Source organism: Streptomyces sp. NBC_00414, assembly GCF_036038375.1.
GTDB lineage: Bacteria > Actinomycetota > Actinomycetes > Streptomycetales > Streptomycetaceae > Streptomyces.
The window spans coordinates 9,347,152-9,370,542 of record NZ_CP107935.1; the positions used below are offsets into that span (position 1 = coordinate 9,347,152).

The following is a 23,391-nucleotide window of genomic DNA, read 5'->3' on the forward strand; positions in this document are numbered from 1 at the left end:
CGGCCCGGTCAGCCGCGGGCGGCCGGGTGCCCCGGCGCCGCGACCCGTGCCCAGGCGTAGTCGGTGGCGTCCTGGCCCATCTCCTCGGGTGACAGCCCCATCCAGGCCAGCGCGCCCTCCATCGTCGGGGGCTGGATCTGCCCGCCGAGGAACCGGTCGATGACGGTGGTGTGCCCCCGGAAGCGCCGCGGGGCCCGCTCGAAGACCCACTGGCAGGGCTCGGAGCAGAAGATGTAGCGGCGCCCGCCCCGGTCGAGGATCCTCGGCAGCGGGCCGGCGACCTTGCCCAGCCGGTACCCGGCAGGTGCCACCACCGGGATGTGGCACAGGTTGCAGATCATCGGGAACGTCTCGGGCAGCGTGGCCTCGGGGCGGCCTGCGCGGATGTTGTCGGCGATGACGTCCCAGTGCCGGCCGAAGTGGTCGTTCCAGCCGGGGTACTTGTGCTCCAGCCAGTCCCGTTCCTCGGGAGCGACTCCCGCGTCGGGATTCCACCAGACGGTCGGACGCCAGTACCAGATGCCGAGTTGCAGGGCGTGGTGGTACCAGTCGAGGTCGGGCAGGAAGTGCTCGTCCCAGTACCAGGGCTTCTCCAGGCCGAAGTCGCGGAACTGGTCCAGGAACTGTTTGCAGATCCACTCCCGCATGAACTCCTTGAACGAGTGGCCGCGGTGCTCCATCGGCGTGTAGTAGTCCATCGACAACCCGGTCAGCAGCGCGAAGAGCCGCCACGACCGCCAGAACATGTGGTCCACCAGTTGCTGAGCGACGTCCTTGCGACCGTGCTCCACCAGGAGCTTGATGGTCGGTTCCCCCTGCTGCGAGTGCCGGGCCTCGTCGGTCTGGATCGAGGAGATCAGCGCCCCGAAGTCCACGTCCCCGACCTTCATCGCGTCCGCGGCCATCCCCAGGAACTGCAGGTTGGTGAACCCGGTCTCGAACGTGAAGGTCAGCTGCACGGCCGTGGACACCGCGTCGTTCGCGGTGAACATGTCGTCGAACAGGCTGCGGGCGGCGACCGCGCCCCACTCGTTCGTGTGCAGGGCCTTGTGCGCCCAGTCCGCCCGCGGCTCCTTGGCCAGGAGCCCGTACGGGAAGTAGGTCTGGATCTGGCCGTGGCGCATCTCGTCGAGGGTGCCGAACGTCGCCATGTTCCGCCACGCCGCCGCGCGCCCGAACCGGCCCATCCGGGACTCCGCGAGACTGGCCAGGTACTCGGGGATCGCGATCACGCCGTAGTGCGCGATGATCGCCGACTTCCACCCCGGGTCCAGCTGCTCGTACACCTTCGACCGCCCGATGACGGCGTTGACGGCGTAGACACCGGCGTCCTTGCCGTACTGGTTGTGCACATACTCCGGGTACGTGACCTTGTACGGCTCGTCCCACACCCACCACGCCTCGGCCGGCAGCCCGAAGCCGTTGGAGAGCTCGGCCGGCCAGACCTCCTCCTCCTTGACGTAGGACAGGGACCAGTTCATGTCGCGGGTCAGGTCGTACCACTCGGAACGGGCAAGACGCGGCATCTGTCGTCTCCCTTCGTCGAAGCGCGGAGAGGGTGCCGATCGGCGACGTTCCCATCATGGCTATCACCGTGACGGTGCCCGCGCCATATGCAAGTCGGCTCGCACGCCGGGCAGTTACGGTGGAGAGCATGGACGTGGCGCACTCGGGCGACCCGGGTCTGTACGGCCCGGACTCCGTGACCTGGCAACTGCACGCGGACCCCATGATGTGGATCGCCGGGGTCCGCGCGCTCTACCTCCAGGCGCTGCTCCCGCGCGCGGTGCGAGGCGTCACGCAGAACTCCGGCTTCCGAGAGGACGCCTGGGGTCGTCTGATGGGTATCGCCCACTTCGTCGGCACCACCACGTACGGGACGAAGGAGGCCGCCGAGCGGGCCGGTGCGAGGGTGCGGAAGATCCACGCGACGCTCACGGCGACCGACCCCGACACGGGGGAGCGCTACGGGATCGACGAGCCCACGCTGCTGCTGTGGGTGCACTGCGCCGAGATCGACTCCTATCTGCACGTCCTGCGCCGCTCCGGTGTCCGCCTCTCGGACGCGCAGGCCGACCGCTACATCGACGAGAACCGCGTCGGCGCACGACTGGTGGGCCTCGACCCCGCCGAAGTACCGTCCGACCAGCGGGAACTGGCCGCGTACTTCGAGAGGATCCGCCCGGAACTGGCCGCCGGAGCGGAGGCACGGGACGTCGACGACTTCCTGCGCGGACCGCCCGTCCACCCACTGCTGGTCCCGGCACGCGCACTGCTGTGGCGCTGGGTGGCGCAGACCGCGTACGCCTCACTGCCGCCGTACGCCCATGAGTTGTACGGAAGATCCGTACGGTCGCCCCGGATCGTGACCCGGCGGCTGCGCCTCACAGGCACCGTGCTGCGCTGCGTTCCCGCACGTCTGCGCTGGCAACTGCCGCCCAAACACATTATCCGCGCCATGTCACGGCTCGGCCCCGGCTCGCGTCCCGCACCGTACAAAGTCGGACCATAGCTCGCCATACTGGACGAGCCAGGGGAGGGCGGGTACGGACGACGGGGGCGATCGCGGCAGATGGGGGAGACCAGGCTCATCCAGGGCCGGTACCGGCTGCTCGACCTGATAGGTCGAGGCGGCATGGGAGAGGTGTGGCGGGCGCGGGACGAGTCGCTGGGCAGGCAGGTCGCCGTCAAGTGCCTCAAACCGCTGGGCCATCATCACGACAACTCGTTCACCCGCGTGCTGCGGGAGCGGTTCCGCCGCGAGGCCAGGGTGGCCGCGGCACTCCAGCACCGCGGCGTGACCGTCGTCCACGACTTCGGCGAGTCCGACGGAGTCCTGTACCTGGTGATGGAGTTGCTCGACGGCCGCAATCTGAGCCAGCTCCTGGAGGACAACAGACAGCATCCGCTGCCGGTCGCCGACATCGTGGAGGTCGCCGAACAGGTCGCCGCCGCCCTCGCCTACACCCATCAGCAGGGCATCGTGCACCGCGATCTGAAGCCCGCCAACATCATGCGGCTCGACGACGGCACGGTGAAGATCTGCGACTTCGGCATCGCCCGCCTAGGCCACGACATCGGCTTCACCTCACGCCTCACCGGCACCGGTATCGCCATGGGCACCCCGCACTACATGTCGCCCGAGCAGATCGGCGGCACCGAGGTCGACCAGCGCAGCGACCTCTACTCCTTCGGCTGCGTGCTGTACGAGATCGCCACCGGCGCCCCGCCGTTCGACCTCGAAGACGCGTGGGCGGTACTCGTCGGACACCGGGACACGGTGCCCGAGCCACCGCGCAACCACCGGGCCGAAATCCCCGAGTACCTGGACCGGATCATCCTCGACCTGCTGGCCAAGGAGCCCGGCCGGCGACCGCACGACGCCCGGGAGCTGGGGCGCCGGATCGGCGCGGGCCGCACCACCCCGGCGTACGTGCCGACCATGGTGTCGGCGCCCGTGCGGCCCGGGGCGACGGAGTGGCCCGAGGCGAGGGAGTGGCCCGAGGCCAGGAAGTGGCCCGAACCGACGGAGCGGCCGCAGGTGGCGGAGCGGCCCGTCTCCCGAGAAGGCCGCCTGCCGTCCTGGACCCGCGGTATGACCACCGGCCACAAGGCGGCCGGGACCGGCGCGGGACTGCGCACCACACCGCCGGACGCCGCCGCGGGCCTCACCGGCGACTGGATCGCCCGCACCGACACCCGCGGGGCCCCGGACCCGGTGCCCGCCGAACGGCCCACCCCGTCACCGGAGTTGCTCACCGCACTCGCCGGCCGCCACAACGCCGGGCTGAGCCTGGGGCGGCTCGGCCGCTGGCCGGAGGCCGGCGAGGTGCACCGCGCCGTCGCCGCCGAACGCGAACACGCACTGGGGCCCGACCACCCCGACACGCTGGCCAGCCGCTACGAGGTCGGCTTCACCCTCAGCCGCACCGGCCGCCCCGCCGACGCGCTGCGCGAATACACGCATGTGGCCCGCACCAGGGAGCACGTGCTCGGCCCCGACCACCCGGACACCCTGGCCGCCCGTCAGGAAATGGCGTACGTACTCGGCCAGTTGGGACGTCACTTCGAGGCGCACCAGGTCTATACGGGCGTGCTCGGCGCCCGGGAACGCGCGATGGGGCCCGACCACCCGGACACCCTGCGCTGCCGCCACAACCTCGCCTTCAACCTCAGCAGGCTCGGGCGCCTGGAGGACTCGTACCGGATGGCGAGCGAGGTGGCCACGGCCCGCGCCCGCGTACTCGGCCCGAACCATCCCGAGACTCTCGTCACCCGCTACGAAGTGGCTTACGCCCTCGGTCAGTTGGGGCGGTGGACCGAGGCGCTGGGCACCTACCAGGAGGTCGCGGGAGCCCGGGCGCAGGCACTCGGCCCCGACCATCCGGACACGCTCGCCGCCCGCTACGAGGTCGGTATCAGCCTCGGCAGGCTCGGGCACAGCGCACGGGCCCTTGAGCTGTACCGGGGGCTGATCGACGACCGCATCCGCGTCCACGGGCCCGCCCACCCCGAGACCCTGCGCGCCCGGCACGGCCTCGGGGTCAACCTCGGCAGGCTCGGCCGCTGGGAGGAGGCCCTCGCCGAGTCCCGCGACGTGTGCGCCATCCGGGAGCGGGTCCTCGGGCCCGACCACTCGGACACCCTGGTGAGCCGGCGCGAGGTCGCCGTCGGGCTCGGCTGGCTCGGCCGCTGGGGGGACGCGCTCGCGGAGTACCGGGCGGTGGCCGGAGCGCGTGAGCGGGTGCTCGGCGCGGACCATCCCGACGCGCTGGCCAGCCGCAACGACGAGGCGCACTGCCTGGAGCAGTTGGGGCGGGCGGGGGAGGCGGCGGAGTTGTACCGGAGGGTGGCGGCGCTGCGTCAGCAGCGGGTCTCCGGGGCTTGGTGACGCAACGGGCCGTCCTCTGCCGGGGCCCGCGCCGCTCCCCGACCCGCCCCTGCCCATGACACCCGACAGGTCCGGTCGAGCGACCTGCGCACGCCCGTCGGGACGCTGCCGCACGCCCGCACCCCGGCCCAGCCCCAGCCGGCCCGGGACCGGCTCAAGGCGCCGTGCTGGACCGTGACGCCCGCCCGGTCCGCCCCCGCCGCCCACACCGTCGTCGGCTGCGACGCCCTCCTGCTGCCCTGGATGGCCGCGCACCGCGCCGCCGCACCCGCCCTGCGCCCGGGGACGGCTTCGTCTAGGCGACCCTCCCCGCCCCCGACCCGCTACAGCCGGTTCGCCGCCTACGGGCAATCCGAACCGGTCAGCCTCATGTTCACCTACGAACTCCAGCGTCGCCGAGGACGGAGGACAGCCCTTGGCGCTCTTCCGTGAGTGCACCGTCCGTATCGACGGTGACACCGCTCGCGTGCGCCACTGACCCGTGGCCGGGCGCGCAGATCCCCGCGCCCCTTGCGGGTGTCCCTGACGGGGCGTCGCCCCACATGGGTGTCCGCCGGGTGCGCGTGGGGGTGGTCGGTGTGGATCTTTGCGTGTTACCTAGGGGGATGGGTGCTCACGAGGGATACCGGGAACAGGACGTCGTCATCGTCGGCGGGGGGCACAACGGGCTGGTGGCCGCCGCCTATCTGGCCCGTGCGGGGAAGTCCGTGCTCGTCCTGGAGCGGCTGGGGAACACCGGCGGCGCCGCCGTGTCGACCCGGCCGTTCGCCGGTGTCGACGCCCGGCTGTCGCGCTACTCCTACCTGGTGAGCCTGCTGCCCCGGAAGATCGTCCGGGATCTGGGGCTGGACTTCCGGGTCCGCGGCCGCAACGTGTCCTCGTACACCCCCACCGAGCGGGGCGGCCGGCCCGCCGGACTGCTCATCGGGGGCGGCGAGCGGCGCACCCGGGAAGCCTTCACCAAGCTCACCGGCTCGGGCAGCGAGTACCAGGCCTGGCAGCGCTTCTACGGCATGACCGGCCGCCTCGCCAAGAAGGTCTTCCCCACCCTCACCGAACCGCTCCCCACCCGCGAGGAACTGCGCCGCCGCATCGACGACGAGGAAGCCTGGCGCGTCCTCTTCGAGGAACCGTTGGGGGTCGCCGTCGAGGACACCTTCGCCGACGACCTCGTCCGCGGAGTCGTCCTCACCGACGCACTCATCGGCACCTTCGCCGACGCCCACGACCCGACCCTGCGGCAGAACCGCTGCTTCCTCTACCACGTGATCGGCGGCGGCACCGGAGCCTGGGACGTGCCGGTCGGCGGCATGGGCGCGCTCACCGACGCGCTGGCCGGCGCCGCCCGCAACGCCGGCGCGGTCCTCGCGACCGGCCACGAGGCGCTCCGGGTGGAGACGGACGGCCGCGCCGCCGAGGTCACCTACCGGACCGCGGACGGTGAGGCGACCGTCGCCGCCCGGCACGTACTCGTCAACGCCTCCCCGCAGGAACTCGCGCGACTGACCGGCGACGAGCCGCCCCTGCCCGCCGAGGGCGCCCAGCTCAAGGTCAACATGCTGCTGAAGCGGCTGCCCCGGCTGCGCGACACGTCCGTCGACCCGCGCGAGGCCTTCGCCGGCACCTTCCACATCGCCGAGGGGTACGAGCAACTGGCGACCGCCCACGCGCAGGCCTCGTCCGGTGTGCTGCCCGAGGCGCCGCCCTCCGAGATCTACTGCCACTCCCTGACCGACCCCTCGATCCTGGGCCCCGATCTGATCCAGCAGGGCTACCACACCCTCACGCTCTTCGGGCTCCACACACCTGCCCGGCTCTTCGCCCAGGACAACGACGGCGTACGCCGCGAGCTGCTGAAGTCCACCCTGGCGCAACTGGACGCCCACCTCGTCGAACCGATCGTCGACTGCCTGGCGGCCGACGCGGACGGCCGGCTCTGCGTCGAGGCGAAGACACCCCTCGACCTGGAACGCGATCTCAGACTCCCCGGCGGCAACATCTTCCACCGCGACCTCGCCTTCCCCCACACCCAGGAGGACACCGGCCGCTGGGGCGTCGAGACGGCCCACGCCAACATCCTCCTCTGCGGCGCGGGCGCGGTGAGGGGCGGAGGCGTGAGCGGCGTACCGGGCCACAACGCGGCGATGGCCCTCCTGGAAGCCCCGTAGGGGAGCCCCGCAAGGGGCGCGGGGAACGGCGCGGGCAACCCCCACGACCCGCACACGCATCCGCCACGGCCGTGCCCACGGCGGATGCGGCAGGTCGAGGGTGCGCTCGGACACCGTCGGTGCACTCAGTCCGAGGACACCACCCATCCCACGGCCACGATCCGCGCCGAGTCCGCCGGCCGCGCCTCGTCGAACAGGACCCGTTCGTCGTCACCGACCCGCAGCGCGTCCACGTACACGCCCCGCCCCACGTACAGCCGATCCGTCGCGTACCGCCAGCGCAGCGCGAGTTGCGCGGCCGAGGGAAGGTCCGCGCCGACCCGGTGCCAGGTCCGGCCCGACCAGCCGGTCACCGACCCGGCGGGGTGTCCGGCCGGATCCTCCCCGCTGCGGACGGTGGTGAACGGCACGGCCTCCCACGTCGTGCCGCCGTCCACCGAGGACTCCAGGAAGAGCGCGTCCGCCTGCGGTTCGGTGTCCCACCACAGGGCGCACCGCAGCCGCCCTCCGGCGCCGACGTCCAGCGCGGGCAGCGTCAGCGTCGCGGAGGTCGCGGTCGCCATGCCGGCGAACCAGGCAGTACGCCCCCGCGCGGGCCGGACCGGAACGGCGCGGGCCAGGTTGTCGGCGGCGGCGACACGGGGAGCGGAACCGGAGCGCCAACCGCGCACGGGGTGGACGGAGTTGCCGAGGAGGACGAGGAACGAGTCGGTCGTCGGGTCGAGCACGAGCGAGGTGCCGGTGAAGCCCGTGTGCCCCGCGGTGCGCGGAGTGGCCATCGCGCCCATGTACCAGTGCTGGTAGAGCTCGAAGCCGAGACCGTGCTCGTCGCCCGGGAAGGCCGTGTTGAAGTCGGTGAACATCAGCTCCACGGACTCGGGCTCCAGGACGCGCGCCCTGCCGTACACACCGCCGTTGAGCAGCGTCCGGCCGAGGATCGCGAGGTCCCACGCGGTGGAGAAGACACCGGCGTGACCTGCCACGCCGCCCAGGCTGTACGCGTTCTCGTCGTGCACCTCGCCCCACACGAGACCGCGGTCGAGCCCCGACCAGGGCTTGCGGGCGTCCTCGGTGGCGGCGATCCGCGGTTTCCAGGAGGGCGGCGGGTTGTAGCGGGTGCGGCACATCCCGAGCGGAGCGGTGATCTCGGTCCGGAGCAGGACGTCCAGGGCGTGACCGGTGATCTTCTCCAGGACGAGTTGCAGCGAGATCAGGTTGAGGTCCGAGTAGAGGTACTTCGTGCCGGGCGGGTTGAGGGGCGCTTCCTTCCAGACGAGCTGGAGCTTCTCCTCGTACGTCGGCGCGCTGTAGAGCGGGATCCAGGCGCGGAACCCCGAGGTGTGGGTGAGCAGTTGGCGGATGGTGATGTCCTGCTTGCCCGCGCCGCCGAAGTCCGGGAGGTACGAGGCGACCTTGCCCTCCAGTTCCAGCGTGCCGCGCTCGATCTGCTGCACGGCGAGGATCGACGTGAACAGCTTCGACACCGAGGCGAGGTCGAAGACCGTGTCCTCGGCCATCGCGATCTGCTGTTCCGCGGGGAACTCCACGGCGGTGTCGGTCTTCTCGTCGTACGCCGAGTAGCGCACGGCCCTGCCGATCGGCTGATGCAGGGCGACCGTACCGCCGCGGCCCGCGAGCAGCACGGCGCCCGCGTACCAGGGGTGCTTGGGGGAGGGGCCGAGGAACGCCTCGGCGTCGGTGACGAGTCGGCGCAGGGGAGCGGGGAGGAGGCCCGCGCGTTCGGCGGAGCCGTGCCGCAGGGTCGGGCGGCGGGGGCCCGCCTTGCCGCTCCCGGCCGTGCCGGGGGCCGCCGACGCGGCGGGCAGGGGTGCCAGCATCAGTGCTCCGCCCAACGCCGTCAGGCCGCGCCCCACTTGACGACGGGTCGGCCCGCCGCCCGCTCTGTCCGCCGTCGACGCCATCGATGTGTCTCCCGTCATGCCGCCTGAAAGTAACTTTCCGCCCTCGCTGTGTCCGATGAAACTTTTGTGTCGGGCGGGGGCCCTGTCAACGGTGCCGCCTCGACTCCTCACCTGCCGAGAAAACTGACGGGGCATCAGAAAAGGTCTTCCCTCGTCCGGAGGACTGCGGCATCCTGCGCCCATGCAGACGGAGCTGAGCAAGAAACTGGGAGTCGAGCACGCCCTCTTCGGCTTCACGCCGTTCCCCGCCGTCGCCGCTGCCATCAGCCGGGCCGGCGGACTCGGCGTGCTCGGCGCGGTCCGCTACACCGACCCCGACGAGCTCAAGGGAGACCTCGACTGGATGGAGTCGCATGTCGACGGAAGGCCGTACGGGCTCGACGTCGTCATGCCCGCCAAGAAGGTCGAGGGCGTCACCGAGGCCGATGTCGAGGCGATGATCCCCGAGGGGCACCGCCAGTACGTCCGGGACACCCTGGCCAAGTACGAGGTGCCCGAACTCGACGAGGGCGAGGCCTCCGGCTGGCGCATCACCGGCTGGATGGAACAGGTCGCGCGCACCCAGCTGGACGTCGCCTTCGACTATCCGATCAAGCTGCTGGCCAACGCGCTCGGCTCGCCGCCCGCCGATGTCGTCGAGCGCGCCCACGAGAAGGGCGTGCTCGTCGCCGCCCTCGCGGGCAGTGCCCGGCACGCGCGCAAGCACGCCGAGGCGGGCATCGACATCGTCGTCGCCCAGGGCTACGAGGGCGGCGGCCACACCGGTGAGATCGCCTCCATGGTGCTCACCCCCGAGGTCGTCGAGGCGGTCGCGCCCCTGCCCGTGCTCGCCGCGGGCGGCATCGGCAGCGGGCAGCAGATGGCCGCCGCGCTCACACTCGGCGCCCAGGGTGTGTGGCTCGGCTCCATATGGCTGACCACCACAGAGGCCGACATGCACTCGCGCGCCCTGACGCGGAAGCTCCTCGCCGCGGGGTCCGGCGACACGGTCCGCTCGCGCGCGCTGACCGGGAAACCCGCACGCCAGCTGCGTACCGAATGGACCGACGCCTGGGAAGACCCGAACGGACCCGGCACGCTCCCCATGCCCCTGCAGGGACTGCTGGTCGCCGAGGCCGTCTCACGGATCCAGAAGCACGAGGTGGAACCGCTGCTCGGCACCCCCGTGGGACAGATCGTCGGCCGGATGAACAGCGAACGCAGTGTCCAGGAGGTCGTCGACGACCTCACGCGCGGCTTCGAGGAGGCCGTGGACCGACTCGACCGCATTGCCGGAAGGAGCCACGAGTGAGCCAGCCCCCCAACGGCTTCTGGTCTCAGGCCACCGCCGACCCCGAGCGCATCGTGCTCGTCGCGACCGACGGCGAGGTGTGGACCGCAGGACGGCTGCACGCCGAGGCCAACCGCCTGGTCCACGGACTGCGCGCCGCCGGGCTCGAACGCGGCGACTCCTTCGCCGTCGTGCTGCCCAACGGCGTCGAGTTCCTCACCGCCCACCTCGCCGCCTCACAGGCCGGCTTCTACCTCGTACCCGTCAACCACCATCTCGTCGGCCCCGAGATCGCCTGGATCGTCGCCGACTCCGGGGCCAAGGCGCTCATCGCGCACGAGCGGTTCGGCGACGCCGCACGCCACGCGGCCGACGAGGCGAAGCTCCCCGCGGACCGGCGGTACGCGGTCGGCGCGGCCGGGGCGGCGAGCACGACCGGTTCAGCCACTGCAGCCGGTTCGGCCGGTTCGATCGAGGGGTTCCGGCCGTACGCCGACCTGCTCGACGGGCAGCCCGGGTCCGTGCCCGGGGACCGGACGCTCGGCTGGGTCATGAACTACACCTCGGGCACCACGGGCCGTCCGCGCGGCATCCGGCGTCCGCTGCCCGGCAAGCTCCCCGAGGAGACGTACCTCGGTGGTTTCCTCGGCATCTTCGGCATCAAGCCGTTCGACGGCAACGTGCATCTGGTGTGCTCGCCGCTCTACCACACGGCGGTCCTCCAGTTCGCGGGCGCGTCCCTGCACATCGGGCACCGGCTGGTGCTGATGGACAAGTGGACGCCCGAGGAGATGCTCCGGCTCATCGACACCCATCAGTGCACGCACACCCATATGGTGCCGACCCAGTTCCACCGCCTTCTGGCGTTGCCGGAGCACACCAGAGCGGCTTACGACGTGTCGTCCATGCGGCACGCCATCCATGGTGCCGCCCCGTGCCCGGACCATGTGAAACGGGCCATGATCGAGTGGTGGGGCCACAGCGTCGAGGAGTACTACGCGGCCAGCGAGGGCGGTGGGGCCTTCGCCACCGCCGAGGACTGGCTGAAGAAGCCCGGCACGGTCGGCAAGGCGTGGCCCATCAGCGAACTCGCCGTCTTCGACGACGACGGGAACAAGGTGCCGCCCGGTGAACTCGGCACCGTCTACATGAAGATGAGCACCGGCGGATTCTCGTACCACAAGGACGAGACCAAGACGCGGAAGAACCGCATCGGCGACTTCTTCACCGTCGGTGACCTGGGATACCTCGACGAGGACGGCTACCTCTTCCTCCGCGACCGCAAGATCGACATGATCATCTCGGGCGGGGTCAACATCTACCCCGCCGAGATCGAGGCCGCGCTGCTCACCCACCCCGCAGTCGCCGACGCGGCCGCCTTCGGGATTCCGCACGACGACTGGGGCGAGGCGGTGAAGGCGGTCGTCGAACCCGCACCCGGCTTCGAACCGGGCGAGGAGCTGGCCGCGGGGATCCTCGCCCACTGCGAACAGCAGCTGGCCGGATACAAACGGCCCGGGAGCGTCGACTTCATCGAGGCGATGCCACGCGATCCCAACGGAAAGCTGTACAAGCGACGCCTGCGGGACCCGTACTGGGAAGGCCGTACGCGTTCCGTATGAGGCTCGCACCCCATGTGATCCGGCCCCAAGTGATCCGACTCCATGTGATGCCAGCCCATGTGGTGCCAGCCCATGTGGTCCCGACCTGTGGGGGTCGGGACCACATGGGGCGCGTACTGCCGCGCCTACTGGTGTACGCGCACCACCCTCAGCGCGGGTGACGAGCGGATGTCCTTCTCGCAGAAGCGGGACGTCACCCACTTCTCGGCCGAGAACAGCCGGGTCTGGTCGGCGAAGTGCGCCGAGTCCGGATTCGATGACTGGGAGTACGTCAGGAGCGTACGGGCCACGGGGCAGCGGCTGCCGTCCCAGCCGACCGCCTGGATGTAGCTCGACCCGGTGGCGACCTCCGTGTACGCGCCGGTCGTCGCGTCCCACACCGGTTCGACCTTGTTCCACACGCCGAGCGACTCCGTGCCGCCCGGCACCGGGATCCGCTTGCCGCCGCGCACGACGTACTGGTTCGCTCCGAGCTTCGCGTCGAGGGCGACGCCTGCCGCGCGCAGTTCGCTCACGGTGTCGGCGAGAGCCCTGGCGAAGCCCGTCGCCTCCGTGTTCAGCGTGTTCGGGGTGCGCACCGGGTCGGCCGCCGAGAACGGCACCTTCCACAGCTGCGCGGCCGGCACCGCCGTGAGCAGCTTCCGCCAGAACCGGTCGAAGAGCAGCGCGCCCCGGCTGTCGGTGTCCATGGAGTGGTCCCACGCCTTGAGCGCGGCGCACGCCTGCGTGACGTCGACCGCCTTGCCGTCGCTGCCCGTCGCCGTGCCGCCCGGCAGTGCGGCACACGCGCGGGCCGCGTCGTCCGCCGCGAGGTCACCGGTGGGCACGCGGTTCGCGAACTGCTGCCGCTGGAGGTCCCGCACGGTCAGGTCACCGCGCCCGGCCATGGCCGCCACGTCCTCGACCGCGCCGCGCGTGCGCGGCGAGCGCTGGGTGCCGATCGTGCCGAAGACACGCTCGTAGCCGGTCAGCGGCTTGTCGGCGTTGGCCAGCCAGGCGCTGTCGTTGGAGTTCTCCGCGTAGGGCGCGTCCTTGAGGGTCGGCATCCTGGACGGGCCGAAGATGCCCGGCTGCACGGCGTCGTCGTCCTTCCCCAGCGCGCAGTCGCTCCTCGAACCGTCCAGGACCGCGAGACCGGACGACGGATACGTGACCTTGCCGAGCGCGGTCGAGCAGCGCTGTGCCAGGTCGTCGGTGATCCGGGGGAGGACCTGCGACTGGGTGAACAGCGAATGCCCGCCCGAGTCCGCCGCGATCGTGTTGACCCACGGGAGGCCCTGCGTGCGCTTCAGCGTGTTGAGGACGTCACCGGTACCGCGCGCCTTGCCGAAGCCGAGCGAGGTGTCCGAGCCGCGCAGATTGAGTGAGTTGGGGTCGCCCAGCGCGTACGCCGTGGTGCCGGTCCAGGGCAGCGGGACCTGGGCGCCGAGGGAGTTCACGACGGGGCCGTACCGCGTCCACCACTGGGTGCGGGTCACGGGCGTGCCGTCCAGCACGTCGACGGTCACCGTCCGCTTCGTCATGCGCTCCGGCTCGCCGTCCACCAGGTACGTGGTCGGGTCGGCCGGATCGAGCGTCAGCTGATGCAGGTTGAGGGTCACGCCCGTGGCGACGGTGTGGCTCCACGCCACATGCGCGTTGTGGCCGATGGACACCGTCGGCGAGCCGAGCAACGAGCCGCCGGACACATTGAGTTCACCGGGGATCGTCTGCTGGGACTGCCAGAACCGGCGGCCCCCCTGCCAGGGGTAGTGCGGGTTGCCCAACAGCAGGCCGCGTCCACCGGCCGTCGTGCTGCCGTTGAAGGCCACGGCGTTGGAACCCATGTCGGCCGACTCCGACGCGAAGAGCTCCTGCGCGCCACGCGCGATGTCCGTAGCGCCGGTGGCCTCGGTCGCGCCCGTGGCCGTCGGCGGTTGCGCGGTCGTGATGCCTTCCACGCCGCGCCCCTGGCCGCCGAGGACGGACAGGGCGAAGCTCCGCGCCGCAACGTCCAGGGGAGTCACCTGCCGTACCCAGGCGGCACCCCGGCACGCCGGGTCGGTGATCCGGTTCTTCTTCAGCCAGGCGTTGTATCCGGCCGCCCAGCCCCGCATCAGCTCCTTCACCTCGCGGCCCGGCCCCCGGGGCGCCGGTTCGGCGAGCAGCTTCTCCACGGTTCCGGTGTCCCGCACACCGCGGAAGTACAGGTCGCTGGAGAGGTTCTTCGTGGCGGAGGAGAGCGAGCCGTCCGGTGCCGCGTCGGCGCCGAAGAAGCGGGAGCGTTCGCCGCGTACCGTCACGAATCCGTCGGCGAGCGTGCACACCTGGTCGGCGGCCTGCGCCCATCCGGTGCCGAAGCCGAGATTCGCGTAGTCCTTCGCGACGATGTGCGGAATGCCGTACTCGGTGTACCGGATCACGGCGGACAGACCGCCGTGGGAAGGGTGTTGCCGCTCCGCGGAGCTCTGTGCGGTGGCCGCGGGGAGCGCGGTCGTGGCGGTGAGCAGTGCCGCGGCCACGACGACGAGTCGTCTGAGGCGGGTGCGCATCGTGCCTCCCAACATCCGTGAGGGAAAAGGCGGTCCAACGTCCTTACGAGAAAAGGCGGTTGAGCGTAGCAACGGGTGTGTGCAGCGACGGAGCCTCTGTCGAGATCGCCGTGTCGCCCGAATTCGGCCCGTGCCGCCCGGCTTGACCTGCCGCGTGCACGGACCGAGGATCATGTGTCATGACGCCTGGACACGGCAGCACGGTTGACGGGGTGCTGCGGCGCAGTGCCCGGCGCACCCCGGCCCGCGTCGCGGTCACCTACCGCGAACGCACCTGGACCTACGCCGAACTCGACGAGGCCGTCTCCCGCGCGGCCCAGGTGCTGCACTCCTCGGGGCTCGCCCCGGGCGACCGTGTGGGCGCCTACGGGCACAACTCCGACGCGTACCTCATCGGTTTCCTGGCGTGCGCCCGCGGCGGGCTCGTTCATGTGCCGGTCAACCAGAACCTCACCGGTGACGACCTCGCGTACATCGTCGGCCAGTCGGGCAGCACACTCGTCCTGGCCGACCCGGACCTCGCGGACCGGCTCCCCGACGGCGTCCGGGTGCTGCCGCTGCGGGACGCCGAGGACTCGCTGCTCGCCCGGCTGGAGTCGACACCCGCCTACGACGGGCCCGAGCCGCGCACCGAGGACCTGGTGCAGCTGCTCTACACCTCGGGCACGACGGCACTGCCCAAGGGCGCGATGCTGACCCACCGCGCGCTGGTGCACGAGTACCTGAGCGCGATCACCGCCCTCGACCTGAGCGCGGGCGATCTGCCCGTGCACTCGCTGCCGCTCTACCACTCGGCGCAGATGCACGTGTTCCTGCTGCCGTACCTCGCGGTCGGCGCCCGGAACACCATCATCGACAGTCCCGACGCCGAGCAGCTCTTCGACCTCGTCGAGACCGGCCGCGCGGACAGCCTCTTCGCGCCGCCCACCGTGTGGATCGGCCTGTCGAACCGCCCCGACTTCGAGACCCGCGACCTGAGCGGGCTGCGCAAGGCGTACTACGGGGCATCGATCATGCCGGTGCCCGTGCTGGAACGACTGCGGGCCCGGCTGCCGAAGCTGGCCTTCTACAACTGCTTCGGGCAGAGCGAGATCGGTCCGCTGTCCATGGTTCTCGGGCCGCACGAGCACCGGAAGAAGCGGCTGGACTCCTGCGGGCGTCCGGTGCTCTTCGTGGACGCGCGGGTGGTCGACGAGGACGGCAAGGACGTGCCCGACGGCACCTCCGGTGAGGTCGTCTACCGGTCGCCGCAGCTCTGCGAGGGCTACTGGGACAAGCCCGAGGAGACCGCCGAGGCCTTCCGGGACGGCTGGTTCCACTCCGGCGATCTCGTGGTGCGGGACGCCGAGGGATTCTTCACCGTCGTCGACCGGGTGAAGGACGTCATCAACTCCGGGGGCGTACTGGTCGCTTCACGGCAGGTCGAGGACGCGCTCTACACCCATCCCGAGGTGGCCGAGGTCGCGGTGATCGGCCTGCCGGACGAGCGGTGGATCGAGGCGGTCACCGCGGTGGTCGTGCCCCGTGGCGAGGTCACGGAGGACGAACTGGTCGCCCACGCCCGCGAGAAGCTCGCGCATTTCAAGGCGCCGAAGCGGGTGGTGTTCGTGGACGACCTGCCGCGCAACGCGAGCGGGAAGATCCTCAAGCGGGAGCTGCGGGACCGGTTCGGGGAGGGCTCCCCTGTGGCGGGCCCCTCCCCGGTGACCGATTGACTCACGGGTGACCTAATCTTTGCCGGCGGAATCCTCGCGGGGCTGAACTGAACCCGCTGGTGGGCCGTACCAGTTACGTTACGGCGGTCCGGCCACCCGAGCCTGGTCCGCCCAGTCACCACAGGGTTTCGCACGGAAGGACCTTCGGGTTGTCTAGCACCACGAACTCTCCCCAGTTGCCGGACCTGGACCGGACAACCCCGAAGGAACCCGAGATGCCCGAGGCACTGCCTCCGGCGGACAGCCCGTCCACCGAGCAGGCGGACACGCCCGCCGACGAAACGGCCGCGCCCGCGGGGGCGGCGGACACGCCCGCCGACACGGCGGGCCGACCCGCCGAAGCAGCAGGTGCGCCCACCGAAGAGGCCGGTGCGCCCACCGGGACGGCCGACACGCCCACCGGGACGGCCGATGCGTCCGACGAGATAGCCGGCGCAGGAGCCGAGACTGTGGACGCGTCGACCGGTGGGGCGGTCACGTCGGCTCAGGCCGAGGACGAGGCCACCCTCACTGAGGACCGGGCCGCACCCGCCGGCCAGGCGGCAGCAGCCCAAGACGTGTCAGCGACCCAAGCGGCGGCAGCGGCCGAGAGGGACGAGAAGGCCCCGGGGGGCCAGGAGACCGAAGAGAGCCTGGCGGCCGAAGCGGACCGGGAGCCCGGAGACAGCACGGCGGCCCCGGAGGACCCCGCGCCGGAAAAGGACCCGGCGTCGGAAGCGAGCCCGGCGGCTCAAGGGGATCCGGCGCCGAAAGAGGACCCGGGGACCGATGCGGCGCCGACCGCCCGCGGCTGGCGGGCCAAGCACCCCGTCGCGGCCCGGAACGTGGCCTGCACGGTCACCACCCTCGCCGCCGTGCTCGTGCTCTTCGCGCTGCTCATGCCGAACGAACCCGACCGCTTCCGGCCCGCCGTGTTCCTCCGGCTGCCGGTGGAGGCGATCTTCGGCGCGGCCGTCCTCATGGTCCTGCCGAAGACACTGCGGCTGGTGACGGCGATCCTCGCCGGCCTGAGCCTGGGCGCGATGACCGTCCTGAACCTCCTGGACCTCGGCTTCAACGAATTCCTCGGACGCGGCTTCAACGTCGTACTCGACTGGGTCCTGTTCGACGACGCCCGGACGTATCTTGAGGACTCGATGGGCAAGGCCGGCGCGGTCGCCGTCGTGATCGCGGTCATCGTGCTCGTCATCGCGGTGTTCGTGCTGATGGCCCTCTCCGTCGTCCGCCTGGCCAACCTGCTGGGCCGGCACAGCGGTCGCGCGACCCGTGCCACGCTGGTCGCCGGCACCGTCTGGGTCGCCTGCTCGGCGCTCGGCGTGCAGTTCGCGGGGGTGCAGTTCGCGGCCCGCAGCACCGCGGGGGCCGTACAGAACCGGGTGGACCGGGTGCAGGCGACGCTGAAGGACGAGGCGGAGTTCGCCAAGATCGCCAAGAAGGACGCCTTCGCGAAGACGCCGCCGGCGCAGCTCGTCCCCGATCTGCGCGGCAAGGACGTCATCTTCGCCTTCATCGAGAGTTACGGCCGCAGCGCCATCGAGGACCCGATCATGGCGCCCGGGGTCGACGCCACGCTCGACGACAAGACGGCGGCGCTGACGGAGGCCGGCTACTCCGCCAAGAGCGGCTGGCTCACCTCGGCGACGTACGGCGGCAGCAGCTGGCTCGGCCACTCCACCTTCCTGTCCGGCCTGTGGATCAGCAACCAGGCCCGCTACCGAACCGTCACCGCGGGTGAGCACCTGACGCTCACCGGCGCCTTCCAGAAGGCAGGCGCCTGGCGGACCGTGGGCATCATGCCGGGCATCCAGAAGAACTGGCCCGAGGGGAAGTTCTACGGCCTCGACAACGTCTACGACTCCCGTGAACTCGGCTACCAGGGACCCAAGTTCAGCTGGTCGACCATGCCCGACCAGTACGCGCTGAGCGCCTACCAGCGACTTGAGCACGGCAAGAAGCGCGACAAGCCGCTGATGTCGGAGATCATCCTGACTTCCAGCCACCAGCCCTGGGCGCCGATCCCCAAGACGATCCCCTGGGACGAGGTCGGCGACGGCTCGGTCTACAAGGACATCCAGAAGGACGGCAAGAAGCCCTCGGACGTCTTCTACGACTCCACCAAGGTCAAGGAGGAGTACGGAAAGTCCATCGAGTACTCGGTGACCAGCCTCATCGACTACGTGGTGAAGTACGGCGACAAGAACACCGTGCTGGTCTTCCTCGGCGACCACCAGCCCCTGGCCAGGGTCAGCGGCAACCACGCCAGCCGGGACGTGCCGGTCTCGATCGTCGCCCACGACAAGTCCGTACTCGACAAGATCGACGACTGGAACTGGACCGAGGGCCTCAAGCCCGACGACTCGGCCCCGGTCTGGCGGATGGACTCCTTCCGCGACCGCTTCCTGACCGCGTACGGCTCGACGCCCCACCCGTAGGCGTTCTCGTCACCCGACAGGCGCCCGCGGGCTACCGCGGGCGCAGGTCCACGATGCGCTTGATCTTGCCCACCGACCGTTCCAGGGACTCCGGCTCGACGATCTCGACCAGCGCCGAGACACCGATGCCGTCCTTCACGGCCGCCGCGATGGCGCGCGCGGCGGCGTCGCGGATCTCCGGGGTGGCTCCGGCGCGCGCCTCGGCCCGTACGGTGAGCGAGTCGAGGCGGCCCTCGCGGGTCAGCCGCAGCTGGAAGTGCGGGGCGACGCCCGGAGTGCGCAGGACGATCTCCTCGACCTGGGTGGGGAAGAGGTTCACGCCGCGCACGATGACCAGGTCGTCGCTGCGGCCGGTGATCTTCCGCATCCGGCGGAAGACGCGGGCCGTGCCGGGCAGCAGCGTCGTCAGGTCCCGGGTCCGGTAGCGGATCACGGGCATGGCCTCCTTGGTGAGGGAGGTGAACACCAGCTCGCCCTCCTCGCCGTCCGGCAGCACCTCGCCCGTGATCGGATCGACGACCTCCGGGTAGAAGTGGTCCTCCCAGATGTGCAGTCCGTCCTTCGTCTCCACGCACTCCTGGGCCACCCCGGGGCCGATCACCTCCGACAGCCCGTATATGTCGACGGCGTCGATGGCGAACCGCTCCTCGATCTCCCGGCGCATCTCCTCGGTCCAGGGCTCGGCACCGAAGATGCCCACGCGGAGCGAGGTGCCGCGCGGGTCCACGCCCTGCCGCTCGAACTCGTCGAGGATCGTCAGCATGTACGAGGGCGTCACCATGATGATCCCGGGCTTCAGGTCCTGGATCAGCTGGACCTGGCGCGCTGTCATGCCGCCCGACGCGGGGATGACCGTACAGCCGAGCCGTTCGGCGCCGTAGTGCGCGCCGAGCCCGCCGGTGAACAGGCCGTAGCCGTACGCCACATGGGCTGTGTCGCCGGGCCGGCCGCCCGCCGCGCGGATCGAGCGGGCCACCATGTCGGACCACATGGACAGGTCGTTCTCGGTGTACCCGACGACCGTGGGGAGTCCCGTGGTGCCACTGGAGGCATGGATGCGGCGGATACGGTCCCGGGGCACGGCGAACATCCCGTACGGGTAGTTGTCGCGCAGGTCCGCCTTCGTGGTGAAGGGGAAGCGGGCCAGATCGGCGAGGGAGCCGCAGTCCTCGGGCCGCAGCCCCGCCTTGTCGAAGGAGTCGCGGTAGAACGGCACGTTGTCGTACGCGTGCCGCAGGGTGGCCCTCAGCCGCTCCAGCTGGAGTGCGCGCAGCCCGTCCGCGTCGAGCCGCTCGCCCGCGTCCAACAGATCCGTCGAATCCGCCACAGGCCTGCTCCCTCACCCACGCGCCATTTCGGGCGACCGATCATTCGGTCGTGTCTTCGGAGATCAAGTAATCCAGCCGTACGGGCGGCCGTCAAGGCGTGCGGCGGGAACCGGGCCTCCCGTTCGTCCCTCTTCCCTTCCGAACGGTCGGCGGGTGACGGTCGACGGATGTCTGGGGGATGGAGGAGTACGGGTGTCGCGCACCGGGAGGAGAGCCGCCGGGGTGGGCGGGCTGGTCGCCGTACTGGCCTCGGCCTGTCTCGGTTGGGCGGTCTGGGCGGTGGCTTCCGCCGGGCTCGATGGCGACGGCGCGGACGGGCGGACCGGAGGAGGGCGGGCCGAGGACTCGTGGGCCGCAGGGGCGAAGGTGCCGTGCCGGGAGGCGCTGCGATTCGCGGACCAGGAGCGGCTGCCCGCCGGGGCGGAGGATGCCGCCTGTGTGATCCAGCGGGGCATCGACACGCTGTACGACATCCGGTTCCGCATCGGCGAAGCAGGCCTCGACGCATGGCTGACCGGCGCCTATCCCGACATGAAGCTGCGTTCGGACTGCGCTCAGGAGGACGCCGACCGCTGCGGACACGTGACGCTGGACCCGTACGCCGAAGGAGGCGCCGTGGCGGTGGAGATCACGGTGCGGGACGACGGCGACGGCCGCGCCCTGGTGCACTACCGGCCCTTCAACACGTGAAAAGGCCCCTCGGCCGACACGAGAACAGGCCCCTCAGCGCGCGGCCTCCGCCGCCACCGACCGGGCCCACCGGTAGTCCGCCTTGCCGCTCGGGGAGCGCTGGATCGATTCCGTGATCACCAGTTGGCGCGGGATCTTGTAGCCGGCCAGTTGTGTACGGCAGTGGGTCTGGATCTCGTCCAGGGAGGGCCGTCCGCCGCCTTCGCGCAGTTGCACCACGGCCGCCACATGGTTGCCCCACGTCTCGTCGGGCACTCCGGCCACGAGTGCGTCGTACACGTCGGGGTGCGACTTGAGCGCCTGCTCGACCTCTTCCGGATACACCTTCTCCCCGCCGGTGTTGATGCACTGCGAGCCGCGGCCCAGGACGGTCACGATGCCCTCCTCGTCGACGGTCGCCATGTCGCCGAGCAGCACCCACCGCTCACCGTCCTTCTCGAAGAAGGTCTCGGCGGTCTTCCGCGGGTCGTTGTAGTAGCCCAGCGGCACGTGTCCGCGCTGGGCGATGCGGCCGGGCTCGCCGACGGCGACCGGCTCGTGCGTCGCCGGGTCCACCACCTGGGTGCGGGAGTTGACCTGGATGCGGAAGCCGCGGGCAGGACCCGAGTCGTCCGTCGCCGTGCCGTTGAAGCCGGACTCCGATGAGCCGAAGTTGTTGAGGAGCATCACGTTCGGCACGAGGGCCTGGAACTGTGCGCGCACCGTCTCCGACATGATCGCGCCGGACGAGGAGACGCTGAACAGGGAGGAGCAGTCGGTGCCCTTCATGGGTCCCTTCAGTGCGTCGATCAGGGGGCGCAGCATCGCGTCGCCGACCAGCGAGACGCTGGTGACCTTCTCCTTCTCGATGGTCCGCAGCACCTCCTCGGGCACGAACTTGCTGTGGATCACGATGCGTTGGCCGAAGTGGAAACCGATGAAGGCGGTGAGGGTCGAGGTGCCGTGCATCAGCGGAGGGGTGGGGAAGAAGGTGATCCCGTCCCCGCCCGCCGCCACCCGCTCGGCGAGCTCCTCCGGCGTCTTCACCGGCTCCCCGGTCGGAGCGCCACCGCCGAGGCCCGCGAAGAACAGGTCCTCGTGCCGCCACATCACGCCCTTCGGCATCCCGGTCGTGCCGCCGGTGTAGATGATGAACTGGTCGTCGGCCGACCGTGCCGGGAAACCCCGCCCGGCGGAACCGGTGGCCTCGACGGCCGCGAAGTCCAGCGCAGGCAGCGGGGGCGCGTCCGGTGCCGGGGCGCCCACCCGTATGAGGAGCCGTAACTTGGGAGCGCGTGGCAGGGCCGCGGCGACCCGCTCGGTGAACTCCGCGTCGAAGACCAGCGCGACCAGGTCGGCGTCCTGGTAGAGGTAGACCAACTCCTCCTCGACATAGCGGTAGTTGACGTTGACCGGTACGACCCGAGCCTTCAGGCACCCCAGGACGGTCTGCAGGTACTCGATGCCGTTGTAGAGGTGCAGTCCGAGGTGTTCACCGGGCCGGACACCGCTGTCGATCAGGTGGTGGGCGACACGGTTGGCCGCCGCGTCCAGCTCCGCGTACGTGAGGCGGCGTTCGGCCCCCGTACCGGGATGGTCGACGTGGACGAGCGCCTCGCGGTCGGGGACCACGTCGACGACCGACTCGAACAGGTCGGCAAGGTTGTACTCCACCGCTCCTCCAGACCCCGGCATGCGTCGGCGAACATCGGCGTACAGCGATGAACTCCGGCGCATACCGGCGAGCATCGACGTGCGTCGGCGAGTGGACGTGCGTCACCGCTTCGCCGGTCATCAGAGCAAAGCCCGCCACAACTGTGAAGGGTCCGCGCAGAAGAAATCTGACTGCCTGTCAGAAAACCCTTGTACTGCTTCGGCGCCTCCTGCAACCTGTTCTCGTTCCTGAGACGGGAGGACGGCAATGGGTGGGACGGAACACCTCACCGTGCAGCGCGAAGGCGCCACACTGGTGCTCACGCTCAACAGGCCCGAGGCCAAGAACGCGCTCTCGCTGCCGATGCTGGTCGGCCTGTACGACGGCTGGGTCGAGGCCGACGAGGACGACGCCGTCCGCTCGATCGTCCTGACCGGTGCGGGCGGCGCGTTCTGCGCGGGCATGGACCTCAAGGCCCTCGCGGGCAAGGGGATGGAGGGACAGCAGCACCGGGACCGCCTCACGGCCGACCCCGATCTGCACTGGAAGGCGATGCTGCGCCATCACCGGCCGCGCAAACCGGTGATCGCCGCGGTCGAGGGCCACTGCGTGGCCGGCGGGACCGAGATCCTCCAGGGGACCGACATCCGGGTCGCGGGGGAGTCCGCGACCTTCGGGCTGTTCGAGGTGAGGCGCGGGCTGTTTCCGATCGGCGGCTCGACGGTCCGTCTTCAGCGGCAGATTCCGCGGACGCACGCGCTGGAGATGCTGCTCACCGGGCGGCCGTACTCGGCGCGGGAGGCGGCCGGCATCGGGCTGATCGGGCATGTCGTGCCCGACGGGACCGCGCTGGAGAAAGCCTTGGCCATCGCCGAGCAGGTCAACGCGTGCGGGCCGCTGGCCGTCGAGGCCGTGAAGGCGTCCGTGTACGAGACCGCCGAGATGGGCGAGTCCGAAGGGCTTGCCGCCGAGCTGAAGAGGGGGTGGCCCGTGTTCGACACGGCTGACGCGAAGGAAGGTGCGCGGGCCTTCGCGGAGCGGCGGCCGCCGGTGTATCGGCGGGAGTGACGTGCCGTCGGCGGGTCGGTTCGTGGCTGCGGGTCCGTCGTGGCCGGTCGCGCGGTTCCCCGCGCCCCTGGCGGGGCGCGCTGTCCCTGAGCGGGGTTGTAAGCCCCCTGAAGGTGCGCTG

14 protein-coding genes are annotated in these 23,391 nt (G+C 70.9%); 9 read left to right on the forward strand and 5 right to left on the reverse strand.

The genetic code is table 11. The annotated features are described in order from the left end of the window. Nucleotides 1–8: 8 nt before the first annotated feature. Complete coding sequence (locus OHS59_RS40150) at nucleotides 9–1,526, reverse strand: toluene monooxygenase (protein ID WP_328498242.1); 1,518 nt, start codon at nucleotides 1,524–1,526, stop codon at nucleotides 9–11. A gap of 128 nt (nucleotides 1,527–1,654) precedes the next feature. Here OHS59_RS40150 and OHS59_RS40155 point away from each other — a divergent pair, with 128 nt between their 5' ends. From OHS59_RS40155 to OHS59_RS40165, 3 genes are all read left to right on the forward strand, one after another. Next, nucleotides 1,655–2,512 (forward strand): oxygenase MpaB family protein, encoded by an 858-nt coding sequence (locus OHS59_RS40155; RefSeq protein WP_328498243.1) that lies wholly within the window; start codon nucleotides 1,655–1,657, stop codon nucleotides 2,510–2,512. Between the two features lie 60 nt (nucleotides 2,513–2,572). Continuing rightward, entirely contained in the window at nucleotides 2,573–4,891 is a 2,319-nt protein-coding gene (locus OHS59_RS40160) for a serine/threonine-protein kinase (protein ID WP_328498244.1), read from the forward strand. A gap of 605 nt (nucleotides 4,892–5,496) precedes the next feature. Continuing rightward, a complete protein-coding gene (locus OHS59_RS40165) occupies nucleotides 5,497–7,059 on the forward strand; it encodes a phytoene desaturase family protein (RefSeq protein ID WP_328498245.1) in 1,563 nt (520 codons plus the stop codon). Nucleotides 7,060–7,184: 125 nt separating this feature from the next. Here OHS59_RS40165 and OHS59_RS40170 read toward each other — a convergent pair whose 3' ends face one another. After that, on the reverse strand, nucleotides 7,185–8,999 hold the full coding sequence (locus tag OHS59_RS40170) for a serine hydrolase (protein ID WP_328498246.1): 1,815 nt from the start codon (nucleotides 8,997–8,999) through the stop codon (nucleotides 7,185–7,187). A 163-nt stretch (nucleotides 9,000–9,162) separates the two neighbouring features. On the opposite strand from OHS59_RS40170, the gene OHS59_RS40175 reads away from it, so the two are divergent. Both OHS59_RS40175 and OHS59_RS40180 read left to right on the forward strand, forming a co-directional pair. Then, a complete protein-coding gene (locus OHS59_RS40175) occupies nucleotides 9,163–10,272 on the forward strand; it encodes an NAD(P)H-dependent flavin oxidoreductase (protein WP_328498247.1) in 1,110 nt (369 codons plus the stop codon). Next, entirely contained in the window at nucleotides 10,269–11,873 is a 1,605-nt protein-coding gene (locus OHS59_RS40180) for an acyl-CoA synthetase (protein WP_328498248.1), read from the forward strand. Before OHS59_RS40175 ends, OHS59_RS40180 begins: the two co-directional genes overlap by 4 nt. A gap of 125 nt (nucleotides 11,874–11,998) precedes the next feature. Here OHS59_RS40180 and OHS59_RS40185 read toward each other — a convergent pair whose 3' ends face one another. Continuing rightward, nucleotides 11,999–14,404, reverse strand: coding sequence for a penicillin acylase family protein (locus OHS59_RS40185; protein ID WP_328498249.1), 2,406 nt, complete (start codon nucleotides 14,402–14,404; stop codon nucleotides 11,999–12,001). Between the two features lie 179 nt (nucleotides 14,405–14,583). Between OHS59_RS40185 and OHS59_RS40190 the strand changes: the two genes are divergently transcribed. Further along, on the forward strand, nucleotides 14,584–16,119 hold the full coding sequence (locus OHS59_RS40190) for an acyl-CoA synthetase (protein WP_328498250.1): 1,536 nt from the start codon (nucleotides 14,584–14,586) through the stop codon (nucleotides 16,117–16,119). A gap of 149 nt (nucleotides 16,120–16,268) precedes the next feature. Next, the gene (locus tag OHS59_RS40195; protein ID WP_443061579.1) at nucleotides 16,269–18,551 is read left to right on the forward strand and encodes a sulfatase; all 2,283 of its coding nucleotides are present in this window, start codon (nucleotides 16,269–16,271) and stop codon (nucleotides 18,549–18,551) included. Nucleotides 18,552–18,582: 31 nt separating this feature from the next. Here the strand turns inward: OHS59_RS40195 and paaK are convergent, their stop codons facing one another. Continuing rightward, nucleotides 18,583–19,878, reverse strand: coding sequence for a phenylacetate--CoA ligase PaaK (paaK, locus tag OHS59_RS40200; protein ID WP_328498251.1), 1,296 nt, complete (start codon nucleotides 19,876–19,878; stop codon nucleotides 18,583–18,585). A gap of 193 nt (nucleotides 19,879–20,071) precedes the next feature. Between paaK and OHS59_RS40205 the strand changes: the two genes are divergently transcribed. Further along, nucleotides 20,072–20,569 (forward strand): hypothetical protein, encoded by a 498-nt coding sequence (locus OHS59_RS40205; protein ID WP_328498252.1) that lies wholly within the window; start codon nucleotides 20,072–20,074, stop codon nucleotides 20,567–20,569. Nucleotides 20,570–20,602: 33 nt separating this feature from the next. Here the strand turns inward: OHS59_RS40205 and OHS59_RS40210 are convergent, their stop codons facing one another. Then, nucleotides 20,603–22,222: an acyl-CoA synthetase gene (locus tag OHS59_RS40210; RefSeq protein ID WP_328498253.1), complete on the reverse strand. Its 1,620-nt coding sequence runs from the start codon at nucleotides 22,220–22,222 to the stop codon at nucleotides 20,603–20,605. A 247-nt stretch (nucleotides 22,223–22,469) separates the two neighbouring features. Between OHS59_RS40210 and OHS59_RS40215 the strand changes: the two genes are divergently transcribed. Next, nucleotides 22,470–23,270 (forward strand): crotonase/enoyl-CoA hydratase family protein, encoded by an 801-nt coding sequence (locus OHS59_RS40215; protein WP_328498254.1) that lies wholly within the window; start codon nucleotides 22,470–22,472, stop codon nucleotides 23,268–23,270. Nucleotides 23,271–23,391 lie beyond the last annotated feature (121 nt).